Origin of the sequence: Curtobacterium pusillum (genome assembly GCF_007673235.1) — a bacterium.
GTDB lineage: Bacteria > Actinomycetota > Actinomycetes > Actinomycetales > Microbacteriaceae > Curtobacterium > Curtobacterium pusillum_C.
In genome coordinates, this window is sequence record NZ_VDZH01000004.1 from 451,450 (window position 1) to 472,619 (window position 21,170).

Here is a 21,170-nt window from a genome sequence, read left to right on the forward strand (position 1 = left end):
CAGTCCGTCTGTCGGTCACCTCCGCTACGTTCGTGCCATGACCCTGGACGTCGACGCACTGCTCGCACCGCCCTCCCCCGTGGCCGCGCGAGCGCTCGACGTCGTGCGGGCGTGGTCCTCGCCGGCGCTGGTGAACCACTGCCTGCGCTCGTGGGCCTGGGCGTCGCTGCTCGCACCGACCATCGACCTCGACCCCGATCGCGAGCTCCTCTTCGTCGCGACGATGCTGCACGACCTCGGCGTGACCCAGTCCTTCGACGCCCACTCGGTGCCGTTCGAGGACGCCGGCGGCGCCGTCGGCTCCGTGTTCGCGCTCGGGGCCGGCTGGGACGCCGCGCGGGCCCGTCGGGTCGGCGAGGTGATCGAGCGGCACATGTGGACGTCCGTCGACCCCGCTCTCGACGCCGAGGGGCACCTGCTCGAGGTCGCGACGTCGCTCGACGTCTCCGGGGTCGGGTTCGCTCGGTGGAAGGCGTCGGACCTCCGTGCCGTCACCGATGCCGTCCCCCGACTCGACTTCTCCGAGGCCTTCGACGGGGCGATCCACGAGCAGGCCGATCGCAAGCCGTCCTCGTCCGCTGCCAGACTCGACGGTTCGGGGAACGTCGCCGCCGGCGGGACCCGTTGGACATCGTTCCTGGACAATCCGGCCACCGTCGGGTAGTGTGTTCATTTGGTGCACTGCAGCGAACCCATCTGACTCGCGCACACCGAACCGTCTCGAAGCCGATTCACCCGAATCGCATTCCGACGAGACCACCGCTCGATCCGAACGGACGAGCTGCACGTCGAAACGCGACGTGCCCGCCCCGCACTCGATGCGTCGCGCCGGACTCAGCCGTCCGCCGACACCGAGGCCCTTGGCGCCGAACGACCAGGAAGTACCGCAACACCATGACCAGCAACGAACGAATCACCATCATCGGCACCGCACTCGCGGCGCCGACCGTCTCCCCCGACCGCATCGCCGAGTTCGGTGTGCGCGACGAGCGCTCGCAGCGCGAGTACCTCGTCCGCATCCCGGCCGACGACCTCGGTCGCTTCATCACCCGTGGGTCCCGCGTGGACATCGACGGCGAGGCCGGCTGGACCGTGCCCGGCCGCTCGTGGCGCGGCGAAGCGAGCCGCACGCTCGTGCAGGCGCGGTCCGTCCGCACGGGCGAGCTCGCACTCGCTGCCTGAGCCCCACGCTCCACACACACGAATGCCGCCGAGCAGTGCTCGGCGGCATTCGTCGTCTCAGGGCCGGCTTCCCTCGTAGGCGTCGGGGTCGTCGGGGAGGTCAGGGTCGTCCGCCCCCACGAACCGCTGTCCGCCGTCGACGTCGAGTGGACGCTCCGCGCCGGCCCGGACCGCGGCGTCACGCAGGTTGCGGATGAACCCGTGGTCCTCGGGTTCGAGTTCGTCGTCCGGTGCCGTGCTCACGGTCAGTTCGCTCGCCGGACCCACGAGCACCGTCGTCCGGGTCGCGGACCCGTCGTCCGCGACGGACGGGATCGAGACCGTGTCCGTCCGGCCGTTCGCTCCGAGGACCGCTGCGTAGTCCGCGACCGCGTCGGCGATCAGGTCGCCTGTCAGGATCAGGCTGCCGTCGTAGTGGATGTACTTCACGTTTCCTCCTCGTAACCGACGGTAGGTGCGGGCGATGCACGTGGGCACAAGAAGCGCGTTCGGTGGCCAATCGGGGCGATCGAGCGGTGACGGACACGACACGATCGCAGCGTACGAGAACGGCGAGCGACGCCCAGCCCCAGAGGACCTCATTCGGATCATGAAGGCCGCGGACACTCGTCTCAGTATCCCGCTGGCCGTCTACGCCGACGAGGTCATCGCGGCGGCACACCGGTTCCGCCTCGAGAACGTCAGGGTGTTCGGCTCGACGATCCGCGGTCACGACACTGCTGACAGTGACATCGACCTGTTGGTGTCACTCACTGCAGCCACGTCGTTGTTCGACCTCGTAGGTTTCGCCCATGCGGCCGAGAGCATCACCGGCTTCCCGGTCGACGTCCTGACTGACGACCTCGACGACGACGTGCACTTCCGACAGGTCCTGGACGAAGCCGTTCCGCTGTGACGAGCGGTCAGTACTCACCCTTCACGACGAAGAACGACCCGCGGATCGTGCCGGCGAGCTTCGACTTCTGTCGAGCGAACTTGAACTTGTCCGCGAGCTCGTCCGGCACCTCCATGCCGTCGGACAGCTTGAAGCCGACCGCCCGCTTCCCGCCGGGCTCCAGTGTGTAGAGCACGTTGATCGCGAGCCCGGATTCGTAGAACACGTACGTCCAGCGAACCCCGTCCACCAGCGCCTCGGTCGCCTCGAGCGGCGGCGATGCGATCACGAGACCGCGCTCCTCCTGGAGCACCCGTGCGACGTAGTCGACCAGGTCGGGGACCTCGGCGGCCGGATGGGTCGTGAACACGTGGTCGTACTTGTTTTTGAAGTACCGAGCCTCGTTGGCACGGAGTCCCGCGAGGGCATCAGCAACCGGCGAGGACTCCAACCCGGCGGTGGACACGTTCTCGAAGTCGACAACGTACGACATGGGGCCTCCTGGTGCATCGCTCGTGGCGAACCTACCGCGCCCTAGCGTTCGCGGCGAGGATCGTCGCTTCAGCGTCCCCCACCAGCAGGTACATGCAGCGTGATGTCTCCGGGATCACGGCGAACCCGAATCGCTCGTAGAACGCCGCAGCCTCGTCGTCGATCGCGTACACGATCACAGCGCGCGCACCGACGAGCCGCGATGCTTCGATGCTCTTGACGAGCGCATCCTGCAGCAGACTCGTACCGAGGCCCAGACCCTGGAACGTCAGGTCCACGGCAAGCCGACCGATGAGGACGACGGGGATCGGATCGGGCATGTTCCGCCGCAACGAGCCCGGAACACCCGCCGACTGGAGCGAGCTGGCCGCGAGGCAGTAGTAGCCAGCGATCCGATCCGTCTCGTCGTCGATCGAGATGAACGTGCGGGATGCTCCGCCTGCTTCGTTGCGGATCGCGCGGATCTGCAGCCAGCTCGTCAGGGTGGGCTTGCCGCAGTCGAAGTGGCTGGTGTCGTCGTGCTGCGTGATCGGCCGAGGGCGCCGGAGGATCGCCATCGCTTCAGTCGACGAAGACGCTGGGGCGAGCCAGGAGGTCGGCCAACCCGGCGACGGACTTCGCCGGACGGTCGAGCACAGCAGAGAACGCGGCGAAGCTCTTGTCGGACATCGCGATCTCGCGCTCGCGGCGGATCGTGTCCTCCGCGTGTTCCACCAGGACGCTGACCGAGAAGTCCGTGATCGATCGGCCCGAGATCGCCGCGGCTGCTTCGATCTCATGCTTCTGCTCCGGGGTGAGCCGGAGGTCGAGCCGATCTGACTTACGCGGGGCAACCATGTCGCTATCGTACGGCAGATCGCCGTACATTGTCGACACGGTCATCCCCGCGGCACGTCGAGCAGCGTGCAAGCCAGCCGGACGGTCGGAGTCACCGACACACTCGAGTCGCGGGCGCCGCCTAGTTGTTGGAGCGGATCTAACGTTGGGGAAGAGCCGAGTAGTGCCGAGTCCGGATAGGCCCATGACTACGCGGATGGGAGCGTAGGGCAGCCCGGCGCGGGCAGGGCCCGTTGTGGCCCTCTTGCGGACTCGTTGCGGACTCGTCACTGGTCGCTCGTAGGCTGCGATGGAGATCCGGAGACGCCGGTGCTGCAGGAAAGGGTTAGCGATGATCGTTGAGCTGCACAAAGACTGCGGGGCACTGGTACAGCAGGGAGTGACCCGCCAGGGGATCTTCAGCTGTGAGCAGGGACACAGCTTCGGCAAGGAAAGCATCATGCGGGTCGAGAAGTGAGCGACTGGGCACTGGACAAGGTCGCGACACTCATCCGGAGTCTCGAGCTGACGGACGAGTGCCTGACTGGGTCTGACGAGGTCGTGGACCGCCTGCAGCGCATTAAGTTGACCCTCGGGGAGCTGCCGTCGTCCGAGCCGTGGCTCAAGTCTTGGCTCGACCGAGAACACGTCAAGGCCGCGTTGCTCTTCACCGCCGCGAAGACGAGCTACCGCAAGCGGTACGGCACTCCGAACTTCGCCGCGCAGGCCGCGCGCGATAACGCGATCAGCCGATTCAATGAGTGGCGCGACGAGACACTTACGCACGTCGGCGAGTACCGACGCTCGGACCGCACCGCGGACACCGTCCAGACCTGGTACGCGAGGGCTCAGGCGTTTCTCAACGATCCGAGCAAACCCGGGACCTGACGCCGGCCCGTCAGCCCCTGGCATTCGGGGGTGTCAGTCCCGACTCGCCATGTGGTTCTCAACGGTCATGAGTCGAATCAGGCGGTTGATCGCGAAGAACACCGCGACTACTTGATAACCGCCACACACCGCGACCCATACGGACCAGTCCTCGTTGATGCGCGCCGGAACGCACACTGCGACAGCGCAAATCACTGTGCCACCGAGCGCTGCGATCGGCGAGAGTGCCGTGATCGTCTCCCAGAAGTTCCGGAAGCTCAGGATCCAAGCGCGCCAAGCCCGGAAGCCGTCCCCGCGCTTCCATTCAGGTCCGGCCACCCCGCCAGCTGCGCGCGCCTCCACGAGCAGGACGAGCATGCTGATGGGGAACAAGGTCGCGAGGAGCGACGCGCCTTCGATCGAGATGGTCACCCGGGCACGCTACTGGTGCACTCGCGACCGCATCTTCCCCCTCTTGTGGTGTCGGCCCCGTGACTGTCAGAGGTCCGACGCTGGCCGGACGCTGTCAGGGCGCTGCCACGGGCGGAGGGTCCGCCTCCGCGTGAGCCGGATCCACGAGCCCGGCCGCACCGAGCGCTCGGAGCGCGGCGCCGTCGTAGTCCGACCGCATGAACGAGCGCGAGAAGACCCGCTTGATGAGTGGGGGCTGCGAGTCCTTGAGCGTTGCGAATGCCAAGAAGTAGGCGTCAAGGTCGCTGACGCGGGCGGCGAGGGACTTGGCGTAGTCGAACTTGGGTTCATCGTCGCTTGACGCTGTAGTCAGAAGCCCCCGCACGAAGCTGATACGGAGCGCCGCTCGCGCGACCTGCGCATTGTGCTGTTCCATCCAGGAGCTGGACAGCTGACTGAACGCTGCAATGACCTCTTGCGCCGCCTCGGTCCGCGTCCGCGGGCCCTATGCGCCAGGTCTCCGGCAATTCTGCGGACTGCCTGCGGACGCAGGCGGCCGAATAGCGCCCGATCAGCGTCGTTCCGAGCCTGTTAGTTGTTGAAGCGGAACTCCACCACGTCGCCGTCCTGCATGACGTAGTCCTTGCCCTCGATCCGAGCCTTGCCCGCGGAACGGGCCTCGGCGATGGAGCCGGTCGCGACCAGGTCGTCGAAGGAGATGACCTCGGCCTTGATGAAGCCCTTCTCGAAGTCGGTGTGGATCACGCCGGCAGCCTGGGGAGCCTTCCACCCCTTGCCGATCGTCCACGCACGGGCTTCCTTCGGACCGGCCGTCAGGTAGGTCTGCAGCCCGAGGGTGTCGAAGCCGATGCGGGCGAGCTGGTCGAGGCCGGACTCGGTCTGGCCGGTCGACTCGAGCAGTTCGGCGGCGTCGGCCGGGTCGAGCTCGATCAGCTCGGACTCGACCTGCGCGTCGAGGAACACCGCCTGGGCGGGGGCGACGAGCGCTGCGAGCTCGGCCTTGCGCGCGTCGTCGGTGAGGATCGCCTCGTCGACGTTGAACACGAAGATGAACGGCTTGGCCGACAGGAGGCCGAGCTCCGCGATCGGGGTCAGGTCGATCGAGGTGGCGGACAGCAGCGTGCCCGCCTCGAGCGCTGCCTTCGCCTCCTGCGCGGTCTCGAGCACGATCGGCTCGGCCTGCTTGAGCTTCACGGTCTTCTCGTACCGGGGCAGGGCCTTCTCGATGGTCTCGAGGTCGGCGAGGATAAGTTCGGTGTTGATGACCTCGAGGTCGTCCTTCGGGGAGACCTTGTTCGCCACGTGCACGACGTCGTCGTCGGTGAACCCGCGGACGACCTGCGCGATGGCGTCGGCCTCGCGGATGTTCGCGAGGAACTTGTTGCCGAGCCCCTCACCCTCGCTCGCACCCTTGACGATGCCCGCGATGTCGACGAACGACACCGGCGCGGGGACGGTCTTCTCGGAGTGGAACAGCTCCGCGAGCTGGTCGAGGCGCGGGTCTGGCAGGTTCACCACGCCGACGTTCGGCTCGATCGTCGCGAACGGGTAGTTCGCGGCGAGGACCTGGTTCTTGGTCAGGGCGTTGAACAGGGTCGACTTGCCGACGTTCGGGAGACCGACGATTCCGATGGTGAGTGCCACGGGAGTACAGCCTACCGGCGGCTGCGTGGCGAAGCCGCGCCGTGCCTCCAGGCCGCCGTGCCGGCCACGCTCAGAACAGGTCGCCCCAGCGCCCGAACGCCGCACGGAGCACCGCGCCGAGCACTGCGGACGCCCCGGAGGTGAGACCGACGGCGACGGCGACCCCGATGCCCGTCAGGGCGACTCCCAGACCGACCGCGCGACGCACGGTGTGCGACGGCGCGTCGACGACGTCGGCGCGGGCCAGCAGTTCGTCCAGGTCGCGAGGATCCCCCATGCGGGCAGCGTAGGCGTGTTCCGGCCCGGAGAACAGCACACGTGGAGCGCCCGGGTGGCAGCGTGGTCCGGACGACACGGATGGAGGACGTCGATGTGGTTCGAACGTGACCGGCGCGGGGTGCACTCGATGGGGCTCGACGCCCGCGGGCAACGGCGGTACTTCGCCGCGGAGACGATCGCCGCGTTGGAGGAACTTCCACCGAGCGAACTCGACGCGCTGCACGACGCATTGGCCGAGCTTGAGGCGGACGTCCTGGTCGACTACGACCCGGAGGACGGGGCGATCGACCACGCGGAGGAGGACCGCTACCGGATGGTCCTGCCGCCGACGAACTTGGCGTTCCCCGCGGTGACCGACGACTTCGCAGCGGCGTTCACCGCTCACGTCGAGGGCACCGACCGCCGGTGGCGACTGGACGCGTCGGCGCTCGCGTTCGAGCTGGTCGGCTCGATCCTGGCGCCGCACCTGGCGGAGGAACGTGCCCGCCGGAGTGCCACCTGGCGGCTGACGGCACGACGCCAGCGCGGCTCCCGCCGTCTCCGCCGCCGCTGACGCAACGCCGATGCGGCTTCCGGCGATGTCGGCGCCGCGTGCGACCATCGGGGACGTGCCGTTGAACTTCACCGCGATCGACTTCGAGACCGCGAACAGCTCGCCCGCCAGCGCCTGCTCGGTCGGACTCGTCAAGGTCCGTGCGGGGAAGGTCGTCGAACGGGCCTCGTGGTTCATCCGACCGCCGTTCGGGCACGACGCGTTCCTCGAGTGGAACACACGCATCCACGGCATCGTCGCGGACGACGTCGTCGGTGCGAAGACCTGGGAACAGCAGTACCCGGACATCGTCGCGTTCGCCGAGGGGGACGTCCTCGTCGCGCACAACGCCCGCTTCGACATGGGCGTGATCGCGGGCGGCTGCTCGGCGACGGGCATCGCCCTGGCCGAGCACCACTCGATGTGCTCGTTGCAGGTCGCACGCAAGACCTACACGCTCGACTCGTACCGTCTCCCGATGGCAGCGCGAGCCGCGGGCTACGAGGGCTTCCGGCACCACGACGCCGCCGCCGACGCCGAGGCCTGCGCGGCCATCGTGGTGCACGCCGCCGGCCACCACGGCGTCGGGACGGTCGAGGCGCTCGGTGCCGCCACACGCGTGCACATCGCGCCGGTCCGACCCCGCGCCGAGAAGCCGAAGCAGGCGAGCCAGCCCCGGCTGTCGAACCGCCCGATGATCTTCGCCGACTGAACCGACTGAACCGGCCGAGCCGACTCAGCCGACTGACCCGCCCGGGCCGGTCCAGCGACGACGGGAGCGGGCTCCCCGGTGCCGAGCACCCCCGGTGGTATTGTCACGACATTCCCTCGGCACCGACGCCGAACCCCGCACTCCGAAGGACCGCGATGACCAACGAAGGCCAGCTGCCGTCCGACCTGTTCATGGACCTGGACCGGTCGGGTCCGATGCCCCTGTACTTCCAGGTGGCCTCCCGCATCGAGGAATCGATCCGTTCCGGGGCGATGCCGCCGGGTGCACGGCTGGAGAACGAGATCGCGCTCGGTGAACGGCTCGGGCTCTCCCGCCCGACGATCCGCCGTGCGATCCAGGACCTCGTCGACAAGGGCCTGCTCGTCCGCCGCCGTGGCATCGGCACGCAGGTCGTCCACGGCCCGGTGACGCGCAAGGTCGAGCTGACGAGCCTCTACGACGACCTCGCGCAGGGCTCGCAGGCGCCGGCGACGAAACTGCTCGAGCGCAACGACGTCCCTGCGTCCGAAGTCGTCGCGGAGGCGCTCGGACTCACCCCGGGCACGACGGTGGCGCACATCCGACGCGTGCGGTTCGCCGAGGACGTCCCGATGGCGATCCTCGAGAACTACCTGCCGCCGGAGTTCCTCGAGATCACCGACCAGGACCTGCAGGACCACGGCCTCTACCAGCTGCTCCGGGGCCGCGGCGTGACGATGCGGGTCGCGAAGCAGCGGATCGGCGCCCGCGCGGTGACCGACGACGAAGCAAGTCTGCTCGAGATCGAGGACGGCGACCCCGTCCTCACGATGAGCCGCACCGCGTACGACGCCTCGGGCCGGGCGGTCGAGTACGGTGTGCACTGCTACCGCCCCGACCGCTACTCGTTCGAGGTCACGCTGGTCGACAAGTAGGCGATCAGACCGGAACGGACGCGGGCACGCCCAGCTCGCCCGTCACGTACTGCGCGCGCCCGAACCCGAACGACCAGTCCTGCGGCCCGTTCTCGACGTAGCCGATGAAGACGTCCTCCGACGCGACACCGACCGCGGCGAGCGCGTCGTGGATCGCCGCGTACAGCGTCGTCTTCGCCTCGTCGGTCCGTCCGCGCTGGGTGAAGACCTGGATCATGACGACCCCGTCGGTGCGCTCGAAGCCGAGCCCGGCGTCCTCGGCGATGATCTGCTGCGCCGGGTGCTCGGTGATCACCTGGAACCGGTCGCGCACGGGGATCGCGTAGACGTCGACGATCGCGGTGTGGATCGCGTCGGCGATGGCGCGCACCGCCTCGGGCGTGCGGCCGGTGGCGAGGTCGATACGGACGAGCGGCATGGTGCCTCCTGCAGTTCGGGACTTTGTCCTGACAAACTAACATGGATGGCGAACCTGGGAAAGAGCGGACGGGAGGCACGGTGCCAGCTGGCACCGTGCCTCCCGTCCGGTGGGTGGTCGCGGAAGACTACGCAGCCGGCACGATGATGTCGCGCACCAGCGCGTCCAGCTTCGCGTCCGCGTCGAGGAACTGCCGCAGGGTCGTGACCGTCGCCCCGAAGCGGTCGAACTCGTCGATCGTCATGCCGTCGACGTCGTAGCCGCGGGCGAACTCGGGCGTCGCGGCGCGGAGTGCCTCGATGACCGACGCCGGAACCTCGTCGTCGATGGCGTCCGGACGGAACGGGAACGCGTTGTCGTTGATGTCCTTCGACCACTGGAACGGCGGGGAGACGACGAGGTCGCCGCCCTGGAACTCGGACCACTGCAGCGCGTTCCGGAAGGCCGCGACGAGCACGCGCGACCGGAAGCCGCGCCCCTGGAAGACCCGGTACGCGTTCTTGACCGCGGCGACGCCTGCCCACTCCAGGATGCCGGGGTCGACCATGACGTGGTCGCGCTTGACGACGGTCTTCAGCCAGTCGTCGAACCGGCCGGCCATCAGCGTGACGACGTGCCCGAACTCCTGCTCCGGCAGACCGTCGGCGGCACGGCGGTCGAGGGCGCGCTCGATGGCCTCGCCCACGGCGACGACCTGCGGCACCGTGAACGACACGGTGGCGTTGATCGAGACACCGCGGTAGGCGGCCTCCTCGATCGCGCCGATGCCGACCTTCGTCGCGGGGATCTTCACGATGATGTTCGGCGCGAGCTGCGAGAACCGCACGGCCTGCTCGACGAGCGCGTCCTGGTCGCGGTGGAAGCGCGGGTCGGTCTGCATGCTCAGTCGGCCGTTGCGGCCACCCGACGCCTCGAAGGCGGGCAGCAGCTGCTCCGCCGCGGCGATCGAGAGCTCCTCGACGGCCTTCCAGCCGATCCAGGACTCCCCCGCGGTCGGGTGCTCGGCAGCGATCTCGCGGATGCGCGGTACCCATGTGTCGGGGTCCTGCTTGATGCACGTGTACGCGATCACCGGGTTGCACGTCGCACCGACGGCGCCGTACTCGTGGATGGCGGTGGACAGCTCGTGCGGATCCGCGGAGTCGTTCCAGAGCGCGGTCACCGTCTGCGAAGCCGCCTGCAGGGTGACGGGGCGGGTGTCTGCATCGGTCGTGGTGGCCGACGTCTCGAGGGTCGTGGTCATCGTGTGAGTCCCTTCGTGATCGTGTCGAGCTGGAAGCGCGAGACCTCGTCGGCGTTCTCGTCCTCGGCGAAGACGCTCGACACCGCGACGGTGTCCTCGCGAGCGGAGAAGCCGACGCGGTCGAGCGCCGCCCAGAAGGCGTCGAAGTCGACGTCCGCCTGGCCGACCGGGAGGTGCTGGTGCACGCGGACCGGGTTGCCGGGCGGGTTCGTGATGTAGCGCAGGCCGTGCGAACGACGGTGGTCGTAGGCGTCGGCGACGTGGACCAGCTGAAGCGAGTCCCCCGCGGCGTCGATGATCTCGTCCATGTTGCCGCCGTAGTGGAACGTGTGGCAGGCGACGTAGACGAACCCGACGTGCTTCGAGTTCAGGCCGCGGATCACCCGCAGTGCCTCGAGCCCGTCCTCGACGAAGTCGTCCGGGTGCGGGTCGATGAGCACACGGATCCCGGCGTCCTCGATGATCGGCAGGAGTTCCTCCATCGAGCGGTAGAAGGCGTCCTCGGACTCCTCGGGGCGCTCGGGGCGTCCGGAGAACTCGGTGTTGATCGTGTCCACACCGAGGCGCTTCGTGATCTCGATGACCCGCTTCCACTTCGTCACCGCGGCCTCGCGGGCGTCACGGTCGGGGCCGGACCACCGCAGGACCGGCAGGACCGATGCGACCTGGACCCCGGCCTTCCGGCACGCGGCGGCGAACGCGTCGACGAGGTCGTCGTCGGCCTTCGGGTGCCGGTAGAAGGGGATGAAGTCCTTGTGGGGGGTGAGTTGGAGGTGGTCGTAGCCGAGGTCCGCGACCTTCTGCGGGAACTCCAGCAGCGACAGGTCGTGGTGGAACGGCGTCGGATCGAGGGCGATCTTCGGCATCGATCAGGCCCCCGCGAGCGCACCGGCGCCGACACCGGCGCCGGCACCGGCGTCGTAGAACGCCGGCTTCGCGGTGGCGTAGGCGACCTGCTCGAGCGCACCGGTCTGCTGCGCACGCACGGCGACCTCGGCGACGACGGACGCCGTGTACCCGTCCCAGGCGCTCGGGCCGTCGATCCCGCCGTTCTTCGCGGCGTCGACCCAGCGCTGGACCTCCTCGTCGTAGGCGGCACCGAAGCGCTCGACGAACGACGGGGTGACGCCCTGACCGGAGACGCCCTGCGACACCAGGTTGAGCGAGGTCTCGCGGCCGATGTACGCGACACCCGACTCGAACACCGCGTCGGTCGTGACCTGGTAGCCGAACTGGGCGTTGACGTTGATCTCGACGATCGCCATCGTGCCCGACTCGGTGGTGAACAGGACGAACTGCGGCTCGGGCAGGTCGGCCGGTGCGAGGGAGTTCTTGCGCGGCTTCTTCACCTCGACGCTCGTGATCGGCTCGCCCGTGATGAACGGGATGATGTCGATCTCGTGGATCACCGAGTCGTGGATGAGCATCGACTCGCTGAAGTTCGGCGGGGTCGTCGGGTTGCGGTGCGCGTGGTGCAGGGCCAGCAGGGCACCGTTCGAGCCGGACTCACGGAGCGCACGGAGCTCCTGGTAGCCCTTGTCGAAGCGGCGCATGAACCCGACCTGGATCTTCGGGCGGTCGGACTTCGCCTGCTCGAGCTCGACGATGCGCAGCGAGTCCTCGGCGCTCGTGGTCAGCGGCTTCTCGCACAGCACCGCGAGGCCACGCTCGATGGCCGGCACGAGCACGGGCTCGTGCAGGAAGCCCGGGGTCGCGACGATCACGGCGTCGATCGGGGTGGCGTCGAGCGCCTCCTCGAAGGACGCGGCGGTGATAGCGCCCGGGGCCTTCTCGGCCGCGGCGGTGGCGCGAGCGGTGTCGGGGTCGACGATCGCGACGACGTCCGCGCCGGCGATGGTGGACGTGATGCGACGGACGTGGTCGCTGCCCATGGCGCCGGCACCGACGACGGCGACGCGGAGGTTCTCGGTGGTCATGCTGTTCTCCAGAGGTGGTGGACGGTCGCTCGTCAGAGCGCGCGGGCGGCGGCGGTCGAGCCGAAGATGTGCTGGAACGTCCGCTCGGCGATCGGGCCGGGAGCGTCGACGGAGCAGCCGTACATGTCCTGCTCGACGATGCCGAAGACGTCCGGGTTGATCTTCGCGACGGCCTCGATGATCGGCGCGAGCTCGGGGGTGCCGTGCGGCGGCTCGGTCATGATCCCCTGTGAGACGGCGGTGGCGAACGGCACGTCGTTCTTCAGCACGTCGAACAGCAGGTCGGTGTCGACCTGCTTGAGGTGCAGGTACCCGATGCGCTCCGGGTGCTCGGCGATGAGCTTGAGGTTGTCGCCGCCGTAGTACGCGAAGTGGCCGGTGTCGAGGCAGAGGTTCGTGTACGCCGGGTCCGTCTCGGACAGGAAGCGCACGGTCTCCTTGTACGTGCCGACGTGGCTGTCGGCGTGCGTGTGGAACTGCTGGTGGACGCCGAACTCCTCGAGCAGCGCCTTGCCGAGCTGGTCGTGGCCCTTGCCGAGTCGCTGCCACTGCTCGTCGGTCAGCGTGCGCGACTCCAGCACCTCTTCCGTGGCGTCGGAGCGCCAGAGGTCGGGGATGGTGACGAGGTGCTCGGCGCCGAGCGCAGCGGCGAGGCCGGCGACCTTCACCGCCTGGTCCCAGGCGCGCTGGAACTGGTCGTCACCCTTGTGGAACCCGGTGAAGACGGTGCCGGCGGACAGCTGGAGCCCGCGGGACTCCAGCTCGTCGCGCAGCTGCGAGGGGTCGGTCGGCAGGTAGCCGTACGGCCCCAGCTCGATCCACTTGTAGCCGGCCGCGGTCGCCTCGTCGAGGAAGCGCTGCCACGGGACCTGCTTCGGGTCGTCCGGGAACCAGACGCCCCACGAGTCGGGGGCGGTGCCGATCCGGATGGCGTCGGTGGCGGTGGCGGTGTCGGTCATGACGTCGTCGTCCTTCTGCAGTCGTGGTGGAGGGTGTTCAGCCGAGCAGTGGCCGCTGGGCCGCGACCTGCTGCTCGTACTCGGCTCGGGCCTGCTGCGTGCTCGGCAGCGTGGAGGTCTGGGCGACGGGAACGTCCCACCAGCCGTCGCCGTCCGGGGCGTAGACGAGCGGGTCGGAGTGGACGTGCACGAGCGTGGTGTGGTCGTTCGCCTTCGCCTGGCGCACCGCGGCCTTGAGGTCCTCGATCGCGTTCGGTCCGGGCTGGACCTCGATCACGTCGACGCCGTACGAGCGGGCGTTCGCGGCGAGGTCGACGGGCAGGACGTCGTCGCCCTCGAACGAGCCGGTCTCGTCCAGGTAGCGGTACTTCGTGCCGTAGCGCTCGGACCCGACGGTCTCGGACAGGTGCCCGATCGACGCGTACCCGTTGTTCTGGATGAGGACGACGACGATCTTGATGCCCTCGGCCACGGCGGTCACGAGCTCGGTGTGCAGCATGAGGTAGCTGCCGTCGCCGACCATGACGATCGCGTCGCGGTCCGGGGCACCCCGGCGGACGCCGATGCCGCCGGCGATCTCGTAGCCCATGCACGAGAAGGCGTACTCGACGTGGTAACCGAGTTCGTCCCGCACCCGCCAGAGCTTGTGCAGGTCGCCGGGCAGCGAGCCCGCGGCCTGGATGACGACGTCGCGGGGATCGGTCACCGACTGCACGGCGCCGATGATCTCGGGCTGGCCGGGCAGGGCGAGGCCGGACGGCGCGAACGCGGCGTCCACCGCCGCGTCCCACGCGGCCTTCTGGGATGCGATCTCGGCGGCGTAGGCGTCGTCGACGACGTACGCGGGCTCTGCGGGCGACGACCCGGCGGACGTGAGCGACGCGGTCAGGGCGACCAGTGCCTCCCGGGCGTCCGCGATCAGCGGCAGCTGCGAACCGTGCTTGTACGCGTCGAACGCAGCGACGTTCACGTTGACGAACGTGACGTCCGGGTTCTGGAACGCGGTCCGCGACGCCGTCGTGAAGTCGCTGTACCGCGTGCCGATCCCGATGACGACGTCGGCCTGCGCCGCGATCGCGTTCGCGGCTGCGGTGCCGGTCGCACCGATGCCGCCGAGGTACTGCGGGTGGTCCCACACGAGCGAGCCGCCGCCGGCCTGCGAGGTGCCGACGGGGATGCCGGTGGCCTCGACGAACGCGGCGAGTTCGTCGGCCGCGTCCGAGTAGAGCACCCCACCACCCGCGACGACGACCGGACGCTCCGCCGCTCGGATCGCCGCCACCGCACGCGCCAGCGGCCCGTGCTCGGGCAGCGGACGACGGATGTGCCACTCGCGCGGCTGCAGGAAGGCGACGGGGACGTCGAACTCCTCGGCCTGGACGTCCTCCGGCAGCGCGATCGTCACGGCACCGGTCTCGGCCGGGTCGGTCAGGACGCGCATCGCCGCGAGGGCGATCGAGAAGAGCTGCTCCGGGCGCTCGACACGGTCGAAGTAGCGGGACAGCGGACGGAACGCGTCGGTCACCTGCAACGAGGTGTCGTGCGGCAGCTCGATCTGCTGCAGCACGGGGTCGGTCGTGCGCGTGGCGAAGGTGTCCGACGGCAGCAGCAGTGCGGGCAGCCGGTTCGTCGTCGCGAGCGCCGCGGCGGTGAGCATGTTGGCGGCACCCGGGCCGACCGACGCCGTCGCGGCGAAGGTCGCTCGGCGGCGGTGCATGCGCGCGAAGCCGACGGCCTCGTGCACCATCGCCTGCTCGTTGCGGGCCTGGTGGTACGGCAGCAGACCGGGCTGCTCGACGTGGAGCTGCTTGATGGCCTGACCGACGCCCGCGACGTTGCCGTGCCCGAAGATGCCGAAGATCCCCGGGATGGTGCGTTCGCGGACGTCGCCGTCGACGGTCCACTGGTTGGCCAGGAACTCGACGAGCGCCTGGCCGACGGTCATCCGGCGCGTCGCGCCGGCTGCGCGCGTGGTGGTGGTCACGCGGACTCCTTCTCGTAGGGCAGGCGCGGGTCGAGCTGCTCGCTCTCCCACACCTGGCGGACCCAGCCGTGGGCCGGGTCGTCGGTGATGTTCCAGACGCGCTCCGGGTCGGGGCCGGCCATCACGTTGAGGTAGTACATGTCGTAGCCCGGCGCTGCGACGGCCGGGCCGTGCCAGCCGTACGGCACGAGGGCGATGTCGCCCGTGCGGACCTCGCGGAACTCGTCGATCGCACGGTCGTCAGACGCGTACGTCCGGTGCAGCGCGAACGGGTCAGCGCTGGCCGGGGCGGAGACCCCCCGGGCCACCGCGGACTCGTAGTAGTAGATCTCCTCGAGGTTCGACTCCTCGCCGGGCACGTTCGTGTCGTGCTTGTGCGGCGGGTACGACGACCAGTTGCCGGCCGGCGTGATCACCTCGCAGACCAGGAGCTTCACCGCGTCGAGCCCGGCCGGGGTGCCGAAGTTGTGCACCTGTCGGCTGGACTGGCCGGCGCCGCGGAGCTCCACGGGCACGTCGCCCTTCGCGATGTACCCGACCGGCTTGACGACGTCGGTGGGCGCCTCGGCGACCGCGACCCGTCCCGATCCGGTGATCCGCGCCTCCAGGCCGGAACCCAGGTACAGGACGTCGGTGGGGCCTTCGAAGACCCCGCCACGTCCCTCCAGGCCCTGCTCGCCGGTCTCGGCGCCGGACCACGCGACGTGGAAGCTCCCCGAGAGCGGCACGACCATGCGCTCCACGGCAGCGGCCTGGAGGCGCAGCTCACCTCCGTCGGTCAGCGCGCCGGTCCGCAGACCGGTGTGCGCCCACCCCTCGATGCGTCCGTCCACCACGTCGGTCCAGCCCGCCTCGGGGCGGGATCCGGCGGGGACGAACCAGTCGTCGTGCTGGTGCTGTTCGTTCGTCATGCGCGGGTCAGTTGCTCGACGGGAAGCCGAGGTTGATGCCGCCGTGCGACGGGTCGAGCCAGCGGCTCGTGATCGCCTTCTGGCGGGTGAAGAAGCTCACGCCGTCGGCGCCGTACGCCTTGTGGTCGCCGAACAGCGAGTTCTTCCAGCCACCGAACGAGTAGTACGCGACCGGCACCGGGATCGGCACGTTGATGCCGATCATGCCGACCTGCACATCGCGCTGGAAGCGACGGGCGGCGCCGCCGTCGTTCGTGAAGATGGCGGTCCCGTTGCCGTACGCACCCGAGTTGATGAGCTCGAGGCCCTCTTCGTACGTGGCGACGCGGACGACGCTCAGCACCGGACCGAAGATCTCCTCGGTGTAGACGCGGCTCGTGGTGGGGACCTGGTCGATCAGCGTCGGGCCCAGCCAGAAGCCGTTCTCGTCGCCGTCGGGTCGGACGGTGCGGCCGTCCACCACAACCACCGCACCGTCCTGCTCTGCGACCTCGATGTACGAGGCGACCTTGTCACGGTGCTGCTTCGTGACGAGCGGGCCCATGTCGCACCCGCGACGACCGTCGCCGATGCGCAGGGTGGCCGCGCGGTCCTTGATCTTCTGGATGAGATCGTCGGCCACGGGCTCGACGGCGACGACGACCGAGATCGCCATGCAGCGCTCGCCGGCGGACCCGAAGCCCGCGTTGATGGCGTTGTCCGCGACGAGGTCGAGGTCTGCGTCCGGCAGCACCAGCATGTGGTTCTTCGCGCCGCCGAGGGCCTGCACGCGCTTGCCGTGCTTGGTGCCGGTCTCGTAGACGTACTGGGCGATCGGGGTCGAGCCGACGAACGAGATCGACTCGACGTCGGGGCTGGTGAGCAGCCCGTCGACGCTCAGCTTGTCGCCGTTCAGGACGTTGAAGACGCCATCGGGCAGCCCGGCCTCGGAGAACTTCTCGGCGAGCCAGATGGCGGCGCTCGGGTCCTTCTCGCTCGGCTTCAGCACGACGGTGTTGCCCGCGGCGATCGCGATCGGCAGGAACCACAGCGGCACCATGGCCGGGAAGTTGAACGGGCTGATGATGCCCACCACGCCGAGCGGCTGCCGGATCGAGTACACGTCGATGCCGGTCGACACCTGGTCGCTGAACTCACCCTTGAGCAGGCTCGGGATGTTCGTCGCGAGCTCCACGACCTCCTGACCACGGGCGATCTCACCGAGCGCGTCGTCGATGACCTTGCCGTGCTCGCTCGTGATGATCTCGGCGAGCTCGCCCTTGTCGCGGTTGAGGATCTCGCGGAAGGAGAACAGGATCTGCTGGCGCTTGGTGAGCGAGAGGTTGCTCCACGCCGGGAACGCGGCCTTGGCGCTCGCGATGGCGGCCTGGATCTCGTCCTCGTTCGCCAGGGCGACCTGCTTCGTCGCGACGCCGAGCGCGGGGTCGTACACGGGAGCGGTGTTTCCCGACACGGACTCGACGCGCTTGCCGTCGATCCAGTGGCCGACGGTGGAGGTGGTGGTCTCCGTGATGGTCATGCGTTGCTTCCTTCGAGTGTGGTGGCTTCTTCGTGCGTGGCGGCGTCTTCGTGCGTGCTGACGTCTTCTTGCGTGGTTCCGCCGCCCGTGTGGACGAGACCGGCGGCGACGTCCACCGCGGCGGCGACGTCGCCGTCCGGTGGGTAGAGCAGGGTGCGGCCGACGACCAGGCCGCGCACTCCGGGGAGCGCGAGGGCGTCGGCCCACTTGGCGTAGGTCTCGAGCGGGCGGGACGAGGGGTCCCCGCCGAGCAGCAGCGTCGGCAGCGTCGTCGCGGCCATCACCCGCTCCATGTCGTCGACGACCGGGATCTTCAGCCAGCTGTAGGCGCTCGACTCCCCCAGGCCCGCGGCGATCGCCATCGAGGTGATGACGGCGTCGGCGGTCAGGTCGTTCACGACCCGGCCGTCCTGCCACGCGGACATGAACGGTTCGAGCATGATCGGCAGCTGGAGTGCGGCGGCTTCGCTGACCGCACGGGCCGTGGCCTCGAGCGTCGGGGCCGTGCCCGAGTCCTCGAGCGCGATGCGCACCAGGAGCTTGGCGAAGTCGAGCCCGGAGTCCTTGATGGCCTGCGCCGAGTACGCCGTGTAGCGGTCGTCCATCTCGAACGACGCACCGCGCAGACCACCGCGGTTCATCGAGCCGACGACGACCTTGCCGTCGAGGGCGCCGAGCAGCGCCAGGTCCTCGAGGATGTCCGGCGTGCCGAGGACGCCGTCGACGCCCGGGCGGCCGAGGGCCGTGACGAGCCGCTCGAGCAGGTCGTAGCGGTCGGCCATGGCGGACTCGTCGTTCCTGACGGCCAGGGCTCCGCGGGCCGGGTGGTCGGCGGCGACGATGAAGAGCTTGCCGTCGTCGGCGAGCAGGGAGCGCTTGCGGCGGGCGTCGAGCGTGGCCCGCACGAGGTCGGGCTGTCCGGCGCGGATGTCCCGCAGCCGGGCGAAGTCCGCGGTGCTGATCTCAGGCATCGACCTTCTCCTCGGTGCTGTCGTGAGTGCTGTCGTGGGTGGTGCCTTCGGCCGGGTTCGACTGGATGAAGGCGTCGATCTCGTCGCTGGTCGGCATGGCCGTGGAGCACTCGAACCGGGTCGCGACGATGGCGCCGGCGGCGTTGCAGAAGGCGAGGATCCGCTCGAGGCCCCAGCCCTGCAGCAGGCCGTGGGTCAGCGCGCCGCCGAAGCCGTCGCCCGACCCGAGGCCGTTCACGACGTCGATGTGGTGCGGGCGGAACTCGACGAACTCGTCGCGGGTCTTCGCGAGCACGCCCTTGGGGCCCTGCTTCACGATGGCGATCTCGACACCACGTTCGAGCAGGGCGTCGGCGGCGCGCACCGGGTCGGTCTCCCCGACGGCGACCTCGCACTCCTCGCGGTTGCCGACGGCGACGGTGGCGTGCTCGAGGGCGACGGCGACCTCACGCGTGGCGGCCTCGGGACTCGACCAGAACATCGACCGGTAGTCCAGGTCCAGGACGGTGTGGAGCTTCGTGTCGTTCTGCGACGCGCTCCGCGCTTCGTAGGCAACGTGGTGGGCCTGGCGGCTCGGCTCCTCGCTGAGGCCGGTCACCGTGGTCCAGAAGATCTTCGCCCGCTCGATCTCGTGCAGCGGGAGGGACTTCGCCGTGATCATCAGGTCCGGGGCCTTGGGCGCCCGGTAGAAGTACAGCGGGAAGTCGTCCGGCGGGAAGATCTCGCAGAACGCGACGGGGGTGTTCAGCCCGTCGACGGTCTCGACGAAGTCGTTCGCGACGCCGAACTCCGGCAGGGTGCGGGCGATGTAGCGGCCGAACGGGTCGTTGCCCGTGCGGGTGATGACGGCTGCGTCGGCGCCGTGGCGCGCAGCCGCGATCGCGACGTTCGTGGCGCTGCCGCCGACGGACTTCGAGAACGTCGAGACGTCTTCGAGCGGGCCCGTCTGCTGGGGGTAGATGTCGACGCTCACGCGACCCATGGTGATCACGTCGTAGGCGTGGGGAGCTCGGTTCGTCATGCGACGTGGTGGACCTTCCGTGCGGCTTCATCGGCGGACGATCACGACTGTACACCTTGTTTGCCCTAATGTCATGACATGGATTCCGGCGGCCTGGAGGCGCGGTGTCGGTGGGTCCTGCCAAGGTCACGACATGCAGATCCTCGCCCTGGTCATCGGTCTCGTGATCGGCGTCGCCGTCGGCGCCGTCGTCGCCTGGTCGCTCGCCCGCTCCCGCGCCGGCGTGGACGCCGCGTCCGCCCGGGCCACGGCCGAGGCGCTGCGCGGGCAGCTCGACGCCGCCCGTCGTGACGCCGAGGAACGGCTCGACGCGCAGGACGCGCAGTACCGGCGGCAGGTCGACTCCCTCGAGCGCCGCGGCGCCGAGTTGGAGCACCTCGTGCAGCGCATGCACGGAGCCGACGCGGCCCGCAACGAGAACGAGTCGAAGGTGCTCTCCGCCCTCAGCCCGGTCGCCCAGACCCTCGACGTCATGCGCACCAAGATCGCCGAGCTCGAACAGGCCCGCAGCGAGCAGTACGGCACCCTGTCCGCGCAGCTCCGCTCCGCCGCCGAGTCCGAGGAGCGCCTGCGCGCCACGGCCGAGACCCTCGCGAGTGCCCTCTCCGCCAACAGCACGCGCGGGGTCTGGGGCGAGACACAGCTGCGGAACGTGGTGGAGGCCGCCGGGCTGCTCGAACGGGTCGACTTCGACGTGCAGTCCTCGGTGACGACCTCGGCCGGCGCCGCCCGCCCCGACATGATCGTGCACCTGCCCGGGGGCAAGAGCCTCGCCGTCGACGCCAAGGTGCCCTTCAGCGCCTACCTGCAGGCCGCCGAGATCCCCGCGAGCGCCACCGGGGCCGAGGGAGCCCGCCGCGACCAGCTCCTCCAGCAGCACGTCAAGGCACTCCGGGCGCACGTCGACGCCCTGGCCGCGCGGGAGTACTGGTCCGGGTACGACGCCTCCCCCGAACTGACCGTCGCGTTCATCCCGTCGGAGTCCCTCATCGCCAGCGCCCTCGCCGCCGACCCGGGGCTGCTCGACCACGCCTTCCGCAAGCGGGTCGCCCTGGCCTCACCCGTGACGCTCTGGTCGGTGCTCAAGACCGTGGCGTTCTCGTGGCAGCAGGACGTCGTCACGCAGGAGGCCCGCGAGCTCTTCACGATCTCGCGCGAACTGCACGGACGCCTGGCCACGATGGCGCAGCACATCGACAAGCTCGGGCGGTCGATCCGGGGCTCCGTCGTCGACTACAACCGGTTCGTTGGGTCACTCGAGCGGCAGGTGCTCCCGAGTGCCCGGCGCCTGTCACTGCTCGACGAGTCGAAGGTCATCGCCGACCCCGCCACGATCGAGGACGAGCCGCGGCTGCTCACCGCCCCGGAGCTCGTCGCCGCCGCCGACCGCGACTGACGCACGCGGTCGCCGGCCCCGGCGCGGCTGCCGCCCGGCCCGGCCCGGCCGCCGCTGCCGCCGCTGC

Annotated in this window: 26 protein-coding genes; 9 read left to right on the plus strand and 17 right to left on the minus strand. The window is 69.5% G+C overall.

Annotation, left to right across the window (positions count from 1 at the left end; genetic code table 11):
* Positions 1-37 precede the first annotated feature (37 nt).
* Both FS532_RS13795 and FS532_RS13800 read left to right on the plus strand, forming a co-directional pair.
* On the plus strand, positions 38-664 hold the full coding sequence (locus tag FS532_RS13795; protein WP_144755328.1) for an HD domain-containing protein: 627 nt from the start codon (positions 38-40) through the stop codon (positions 662-664).
* Between the two features lie 230 nt (positions 665-894).
* Positions 895-1,182: a hypothetical protein gene (locus FS532_RS13800; protein WP_144755331.1), complete on the plus strand. Its 288-nt coding sequence runs from the start codon at positions 895-897 to the stop codon at positions 1,180-1,182.
* A gap of 57 nt (positions 1,183-1,239) precedes the next feature.
* On the opposite strand, the gene FS532_RS13805 is transcribed toward FS532_RS13800, so the two are convergent.
* Positions 1,240-1,611, minus strand: coding sequence for a hypothetical protein (locus tag FS532_RS13805; protein ID WP_144755334.1), 372 nt, complete (start codon positions 1,609-1,611; stop codon positions 1,240-1,242).
* A 160-nt stretch (positions 1,612-1,771) separates the two neighbouring features.
* Here FS532_RS13805 and FS532_RS13810 point away from each other — a divergent pair, with 160 nt between their 5' ends.
* On the plus strand, positions 1,772-2,077 hold the full coding sequence (locus FS532_RS13810) for a nucleotidyltransferase family protein (RefSeq protein WP_260852733.1): 306 nt from the start codon (positions 1,772-1,774) through the stop codon (positions 2,075-2,077).
* Positions 2,078-2,084: 7 nt separating this feature from the next.
* On the opposite strand, the gene FS532_RS13815 is transcribed toward FS532_RS13810, so the two are convergent.
* The 3 genes from FS532_RS13815 to FS532_RS13825 are packed head-to-tail and all read right to left on the minus strand — an operon-like array spanning position 2,085 to position 3,385.
* The gene (locus tag FS532_RS13815) at positions 2,085-2,549 is read right to left on the minus strand and encodes a phage tail protein (protein ID WP_144755339.1); all 465 of its coding nucleotides are present in this window, start codon (positions 2,547-2,549) and stop codon (positions 2,085-2,087) included.
* Positions 2,550-2,580: 31 nt separating this feature from the next.
* The gene (locus FS532_RS13820) at positions 2,581-3,105 is read right to left on the minus strand and encodes a GNAT family N-acetyltransferase (RefSeq protein ID WP_144755342.1); all 525 of its coding nucleotides are present in this window, start codon (positions 3,103-3,105) and stop codon (positions 2,581-2,583) included.
* 4 nt (positions 3,106-3,109) lie between these two features.
* On the minus strand, positions 3,110-3,385 hold the full coding sequence (locus FS532_RS13825; protein WP_144755345.1) for a type II toxin-antitoxin system TacA family antitoxin: 276 nt from the start codon (positions 3,383-3,385) through the stop codon (positions 3,110-3,112).
* 331 nt (positions 3,386-3,716) lie between these two features.
* Here FS532_RS13825 and FS532_RS19070 point away from each other — a divergent pair, with 331 nt between their 5' ends.
* Complete coding sequence (locus FS532_RS19070) at positions 3,717-3,842, plus strand: hypothetical protein (protein WP_260852734.1); 126 nt, start codon at positions 3,717-3,719, stop codon at positions 3,840-3,842.
* The gene (locus FS532_RS13830) at positions 3,839-4,252 is read left to right on the plus strand and encodes a hypothetical protein (protein ID WP_144755347.1); all 414 of its coding nucleotides are present in this window, start codon (positions 3,839-3,841) and stop codon (positions 4,250-4,252) included. Before FS532_RS19070 ends, FS532_RS13830 begins: the two co-directional genes overlap by 4 nt.
* A gap of 33 nt (positions 4,253-4,285) precedes the next feature.
* On the opposite strand, the gene FS532_RS13835 is transcribed toward FS532_RS13830, so the two are convergent.
* From FS532_RS13835 to FS532_RS13850, 3 genes are all read right to left on the minus strand, one after another.
* Positions 4,286-4,663: a hypothetical protein gene (locus tag FS532_RS13835; RefSeq protein ID WP_144755350.1), complete on the minus strand. Its 378-nt coding sequence runs from the start codon at positions 4,661-4,663 to the stop codon at positions 4,286-4,288.
* A 570-nt stretch (positions 4,664-5,233) separates the two neighbouring features.
* Complete coding sequence (ychF, locus tag FS532_RS13845) at positions 5,234-6,307, minus strand: redox-regulated ATPase YchF (RefSeq protein WP_144755356.1); 1,074 nt, start codon at positions 6,305-6,307, stop codon at positions 5,234-5,236.
* 70 nt (positions 6,308-6,377) lie between these two features.
* A complete protein-coding gene (locus tag FS532_RS13850; RefSeq protein ID WP_144755359.1) occupies positions 6,378-6,584 on the minus strand; it encodes a hypothetical protein in 207 nt (68 codons plus the stop codon).
* Between the two features lie 93 nt (positions 6,585-6,677).
* Between FS532_RS13850 and FS532_RS13855 the strand changes: the two genes are divergently transcribed.
* The 3 genes from FS532_RS13855 to FS532_RS13865 all read left to right on the plus strand — a co-directional run bounded on the left by FS532_RS13855 (position 6,678) and on the right by FS532_RS13865 (position 8,744).
* Entirely contained in the window at positions 6,678-7,139 is a 462-nt protein-coding gene (locus tag FS532_RS13855; RefSeq protein ID WP_144755362.1) for a hypothetical protein, read from the plus strand.
* Between the two features lie 55 nt (positions 7,140-7,194).
* A complete protein-coding gene (locus FS532_RS13860) occupies positions 7,195-7,830 on the plus strand; it encodes an exonuclease domain-containing protein (RefSeq protein ID WP_260852735.1) in 636 nt (211 codons plus the stop codon).
* A gap of 155 nt (positions 7,831-7,985) precedes the next feature.
* A complete protein-coding gene (locus FS532_RS13865; protein WP_144755368.1) occupies positions 7,986-8,744 on the plus strand; it encodes a GntR family transcriptional regulator in 759 nt (252 codons plus the stop codon).
* A gap of 4 nt (positions 8,745-8,748) precedes the next feature.
* Here FS532_RS13865 and FS532_RS13870 read toward each other — a convergent pair whose 3' ends face one another.
* The 10 genes from FS532_RS13870 to iolC form a co-directional block, all read right to left on the minus strand.
* Positions 8,749-9,162, minus strand: a complete 414-nt coding sequence (locus FS532_RS13870) for a tautomerase family protein (protein WP_144755371.1) — start codon at positions 9,160-9,162, stop codon at positions 8,749-8,751.
* Between the two features lie 127 nt (positions 9,163-9,289).
* Positions 9,290-10,405 (minus strand): transaldolase family protein, encoded by a 1,116-nt coding sequence (locus tag FS532_RS13875; RefSeq protein ID WP_144755374.1) that lies wholly within the window; start codon positions 10,403-10,405, stop codon positions 9,290-9,292.
* Entirely contained in the window at positions 10,402-11,271 is an 870-nt protein-coding gene (locus FS532_RS13880; protein ID WP_144755377.1) for a sugar phosphate isomerase/epimerase family protein, read from the minus strand. The genes FS532_RS13875 and FS532_RS13880 overlap by 4 nt, the downstream gene beginning before the upstream one ends.
* Before the next feature lie 3 nt (positions 11,272-11,274).
* The gene (locus FS532_RS13885) at positions 11,275-12,342 is read right to left on the minus strand and encodes a Gfo/Idh/MocA family protein (RefSeq protein ID WP_144755380.1); all 1,068 of its coding nucleotides are present in this window, start codon (positions 12,340-12,342) and stop codon (positions 11,275-11,277) included.
* A 32-nt stretch (positions 12,343-12,374) separates the two neighbouring features.
* Positions 12,375-13,301 (minus strand): sugar phosphate isomerase/epimerase family protein, encoded by a 927-nt coding sequence (locus FS532_RS13890; RefSeq protein ID WP_144755383.1) that lies wholly within the window; start codon positions 13,299-13,301, stop codon positions 12,375-12,377.
* Positions 13,302-13,338: 37 nt separating this feature from the next.
* Entirely contained in the window at positions 13,339-15,246 is a 1,908-nt protein-coding gene (gene iolD, locus FS532_RS13895) for a 3D-(3,5/4)-trihydroxycyclohexane-1,2-dione acylhydrolase (decyclizing) (RefSeq protein WP_144755540.1), read from the minus strand.
* 35 nt (positions 15,247-15,281) lie between these two features.
* On the minus strand, positions 15,282-16,196 hold the full coding sequence (gene iolB, locus FS532_RS13900; protein ID WP_144755385.1) for a 5-deoxy-glucuronate isomerase: 915 nt from the start codon (positions 16,194-16,196) through the stop codon (positions 15,282-15,284).
* 7 nt (positions 16,197-16,203) lie between these two features.
* Entirely contained in the window at positions 16,204-17,715 is a 1,512-nt protein-coding gene (locus FS532_RS13905; RefSeq protein WP_144755388.1) for a CoA-acylating methylmalonate-semialdehyde dehydrogenase, read from the minus strand.
* Positions 17,712-18,686, minus strand: a complete 975-nt coding sequence (locus FS532_RS13910) for a class I fructose-bisphosphate aldolase (protein ID WP_260852736.1) — start codon at positions 18,684-18,686, stop codon at positions 17,712-17,714. The genes FS532_RS13905 and FS532_RS13910 overlap by 4 nt, the downstream gene beginning before the upstream one ends.
* Positions 18,679-19,707: a 5-dehydro-2-deoxygluconokinase gene (gene iolC, locus FS532_RS13915; protein ID WP_144755392.1), complete on the minus strand. Its 1,029-nt coding sequence runs from the start codon at positions 19,705-19,707 to the stop codon at positions 18,679-18,681. Before iolC ends, FS532_RS13910 begins: the two co-directional genes overlap by 8 nt.
* Before the next feature lie 133 nt (positions 19,708-19,840).
* On the opposite strand from iolC, the gene FS532_RS13920 reads away from it, so the two are divergent.
* On the plus strand, positions 19,841-21,103 hold the full coding sequence (locus FS532_RS13920) for a DNA recombination protein RmuC (RefSeq protein WP_144755395.1): 1,263 nt from the start codon (positions 19,841-19,843) through the stop codon (positions 21,101-21,103).
* The last annotated feature ends 67 nt before the right edge of the window (positions 21,104-21,170 follow it).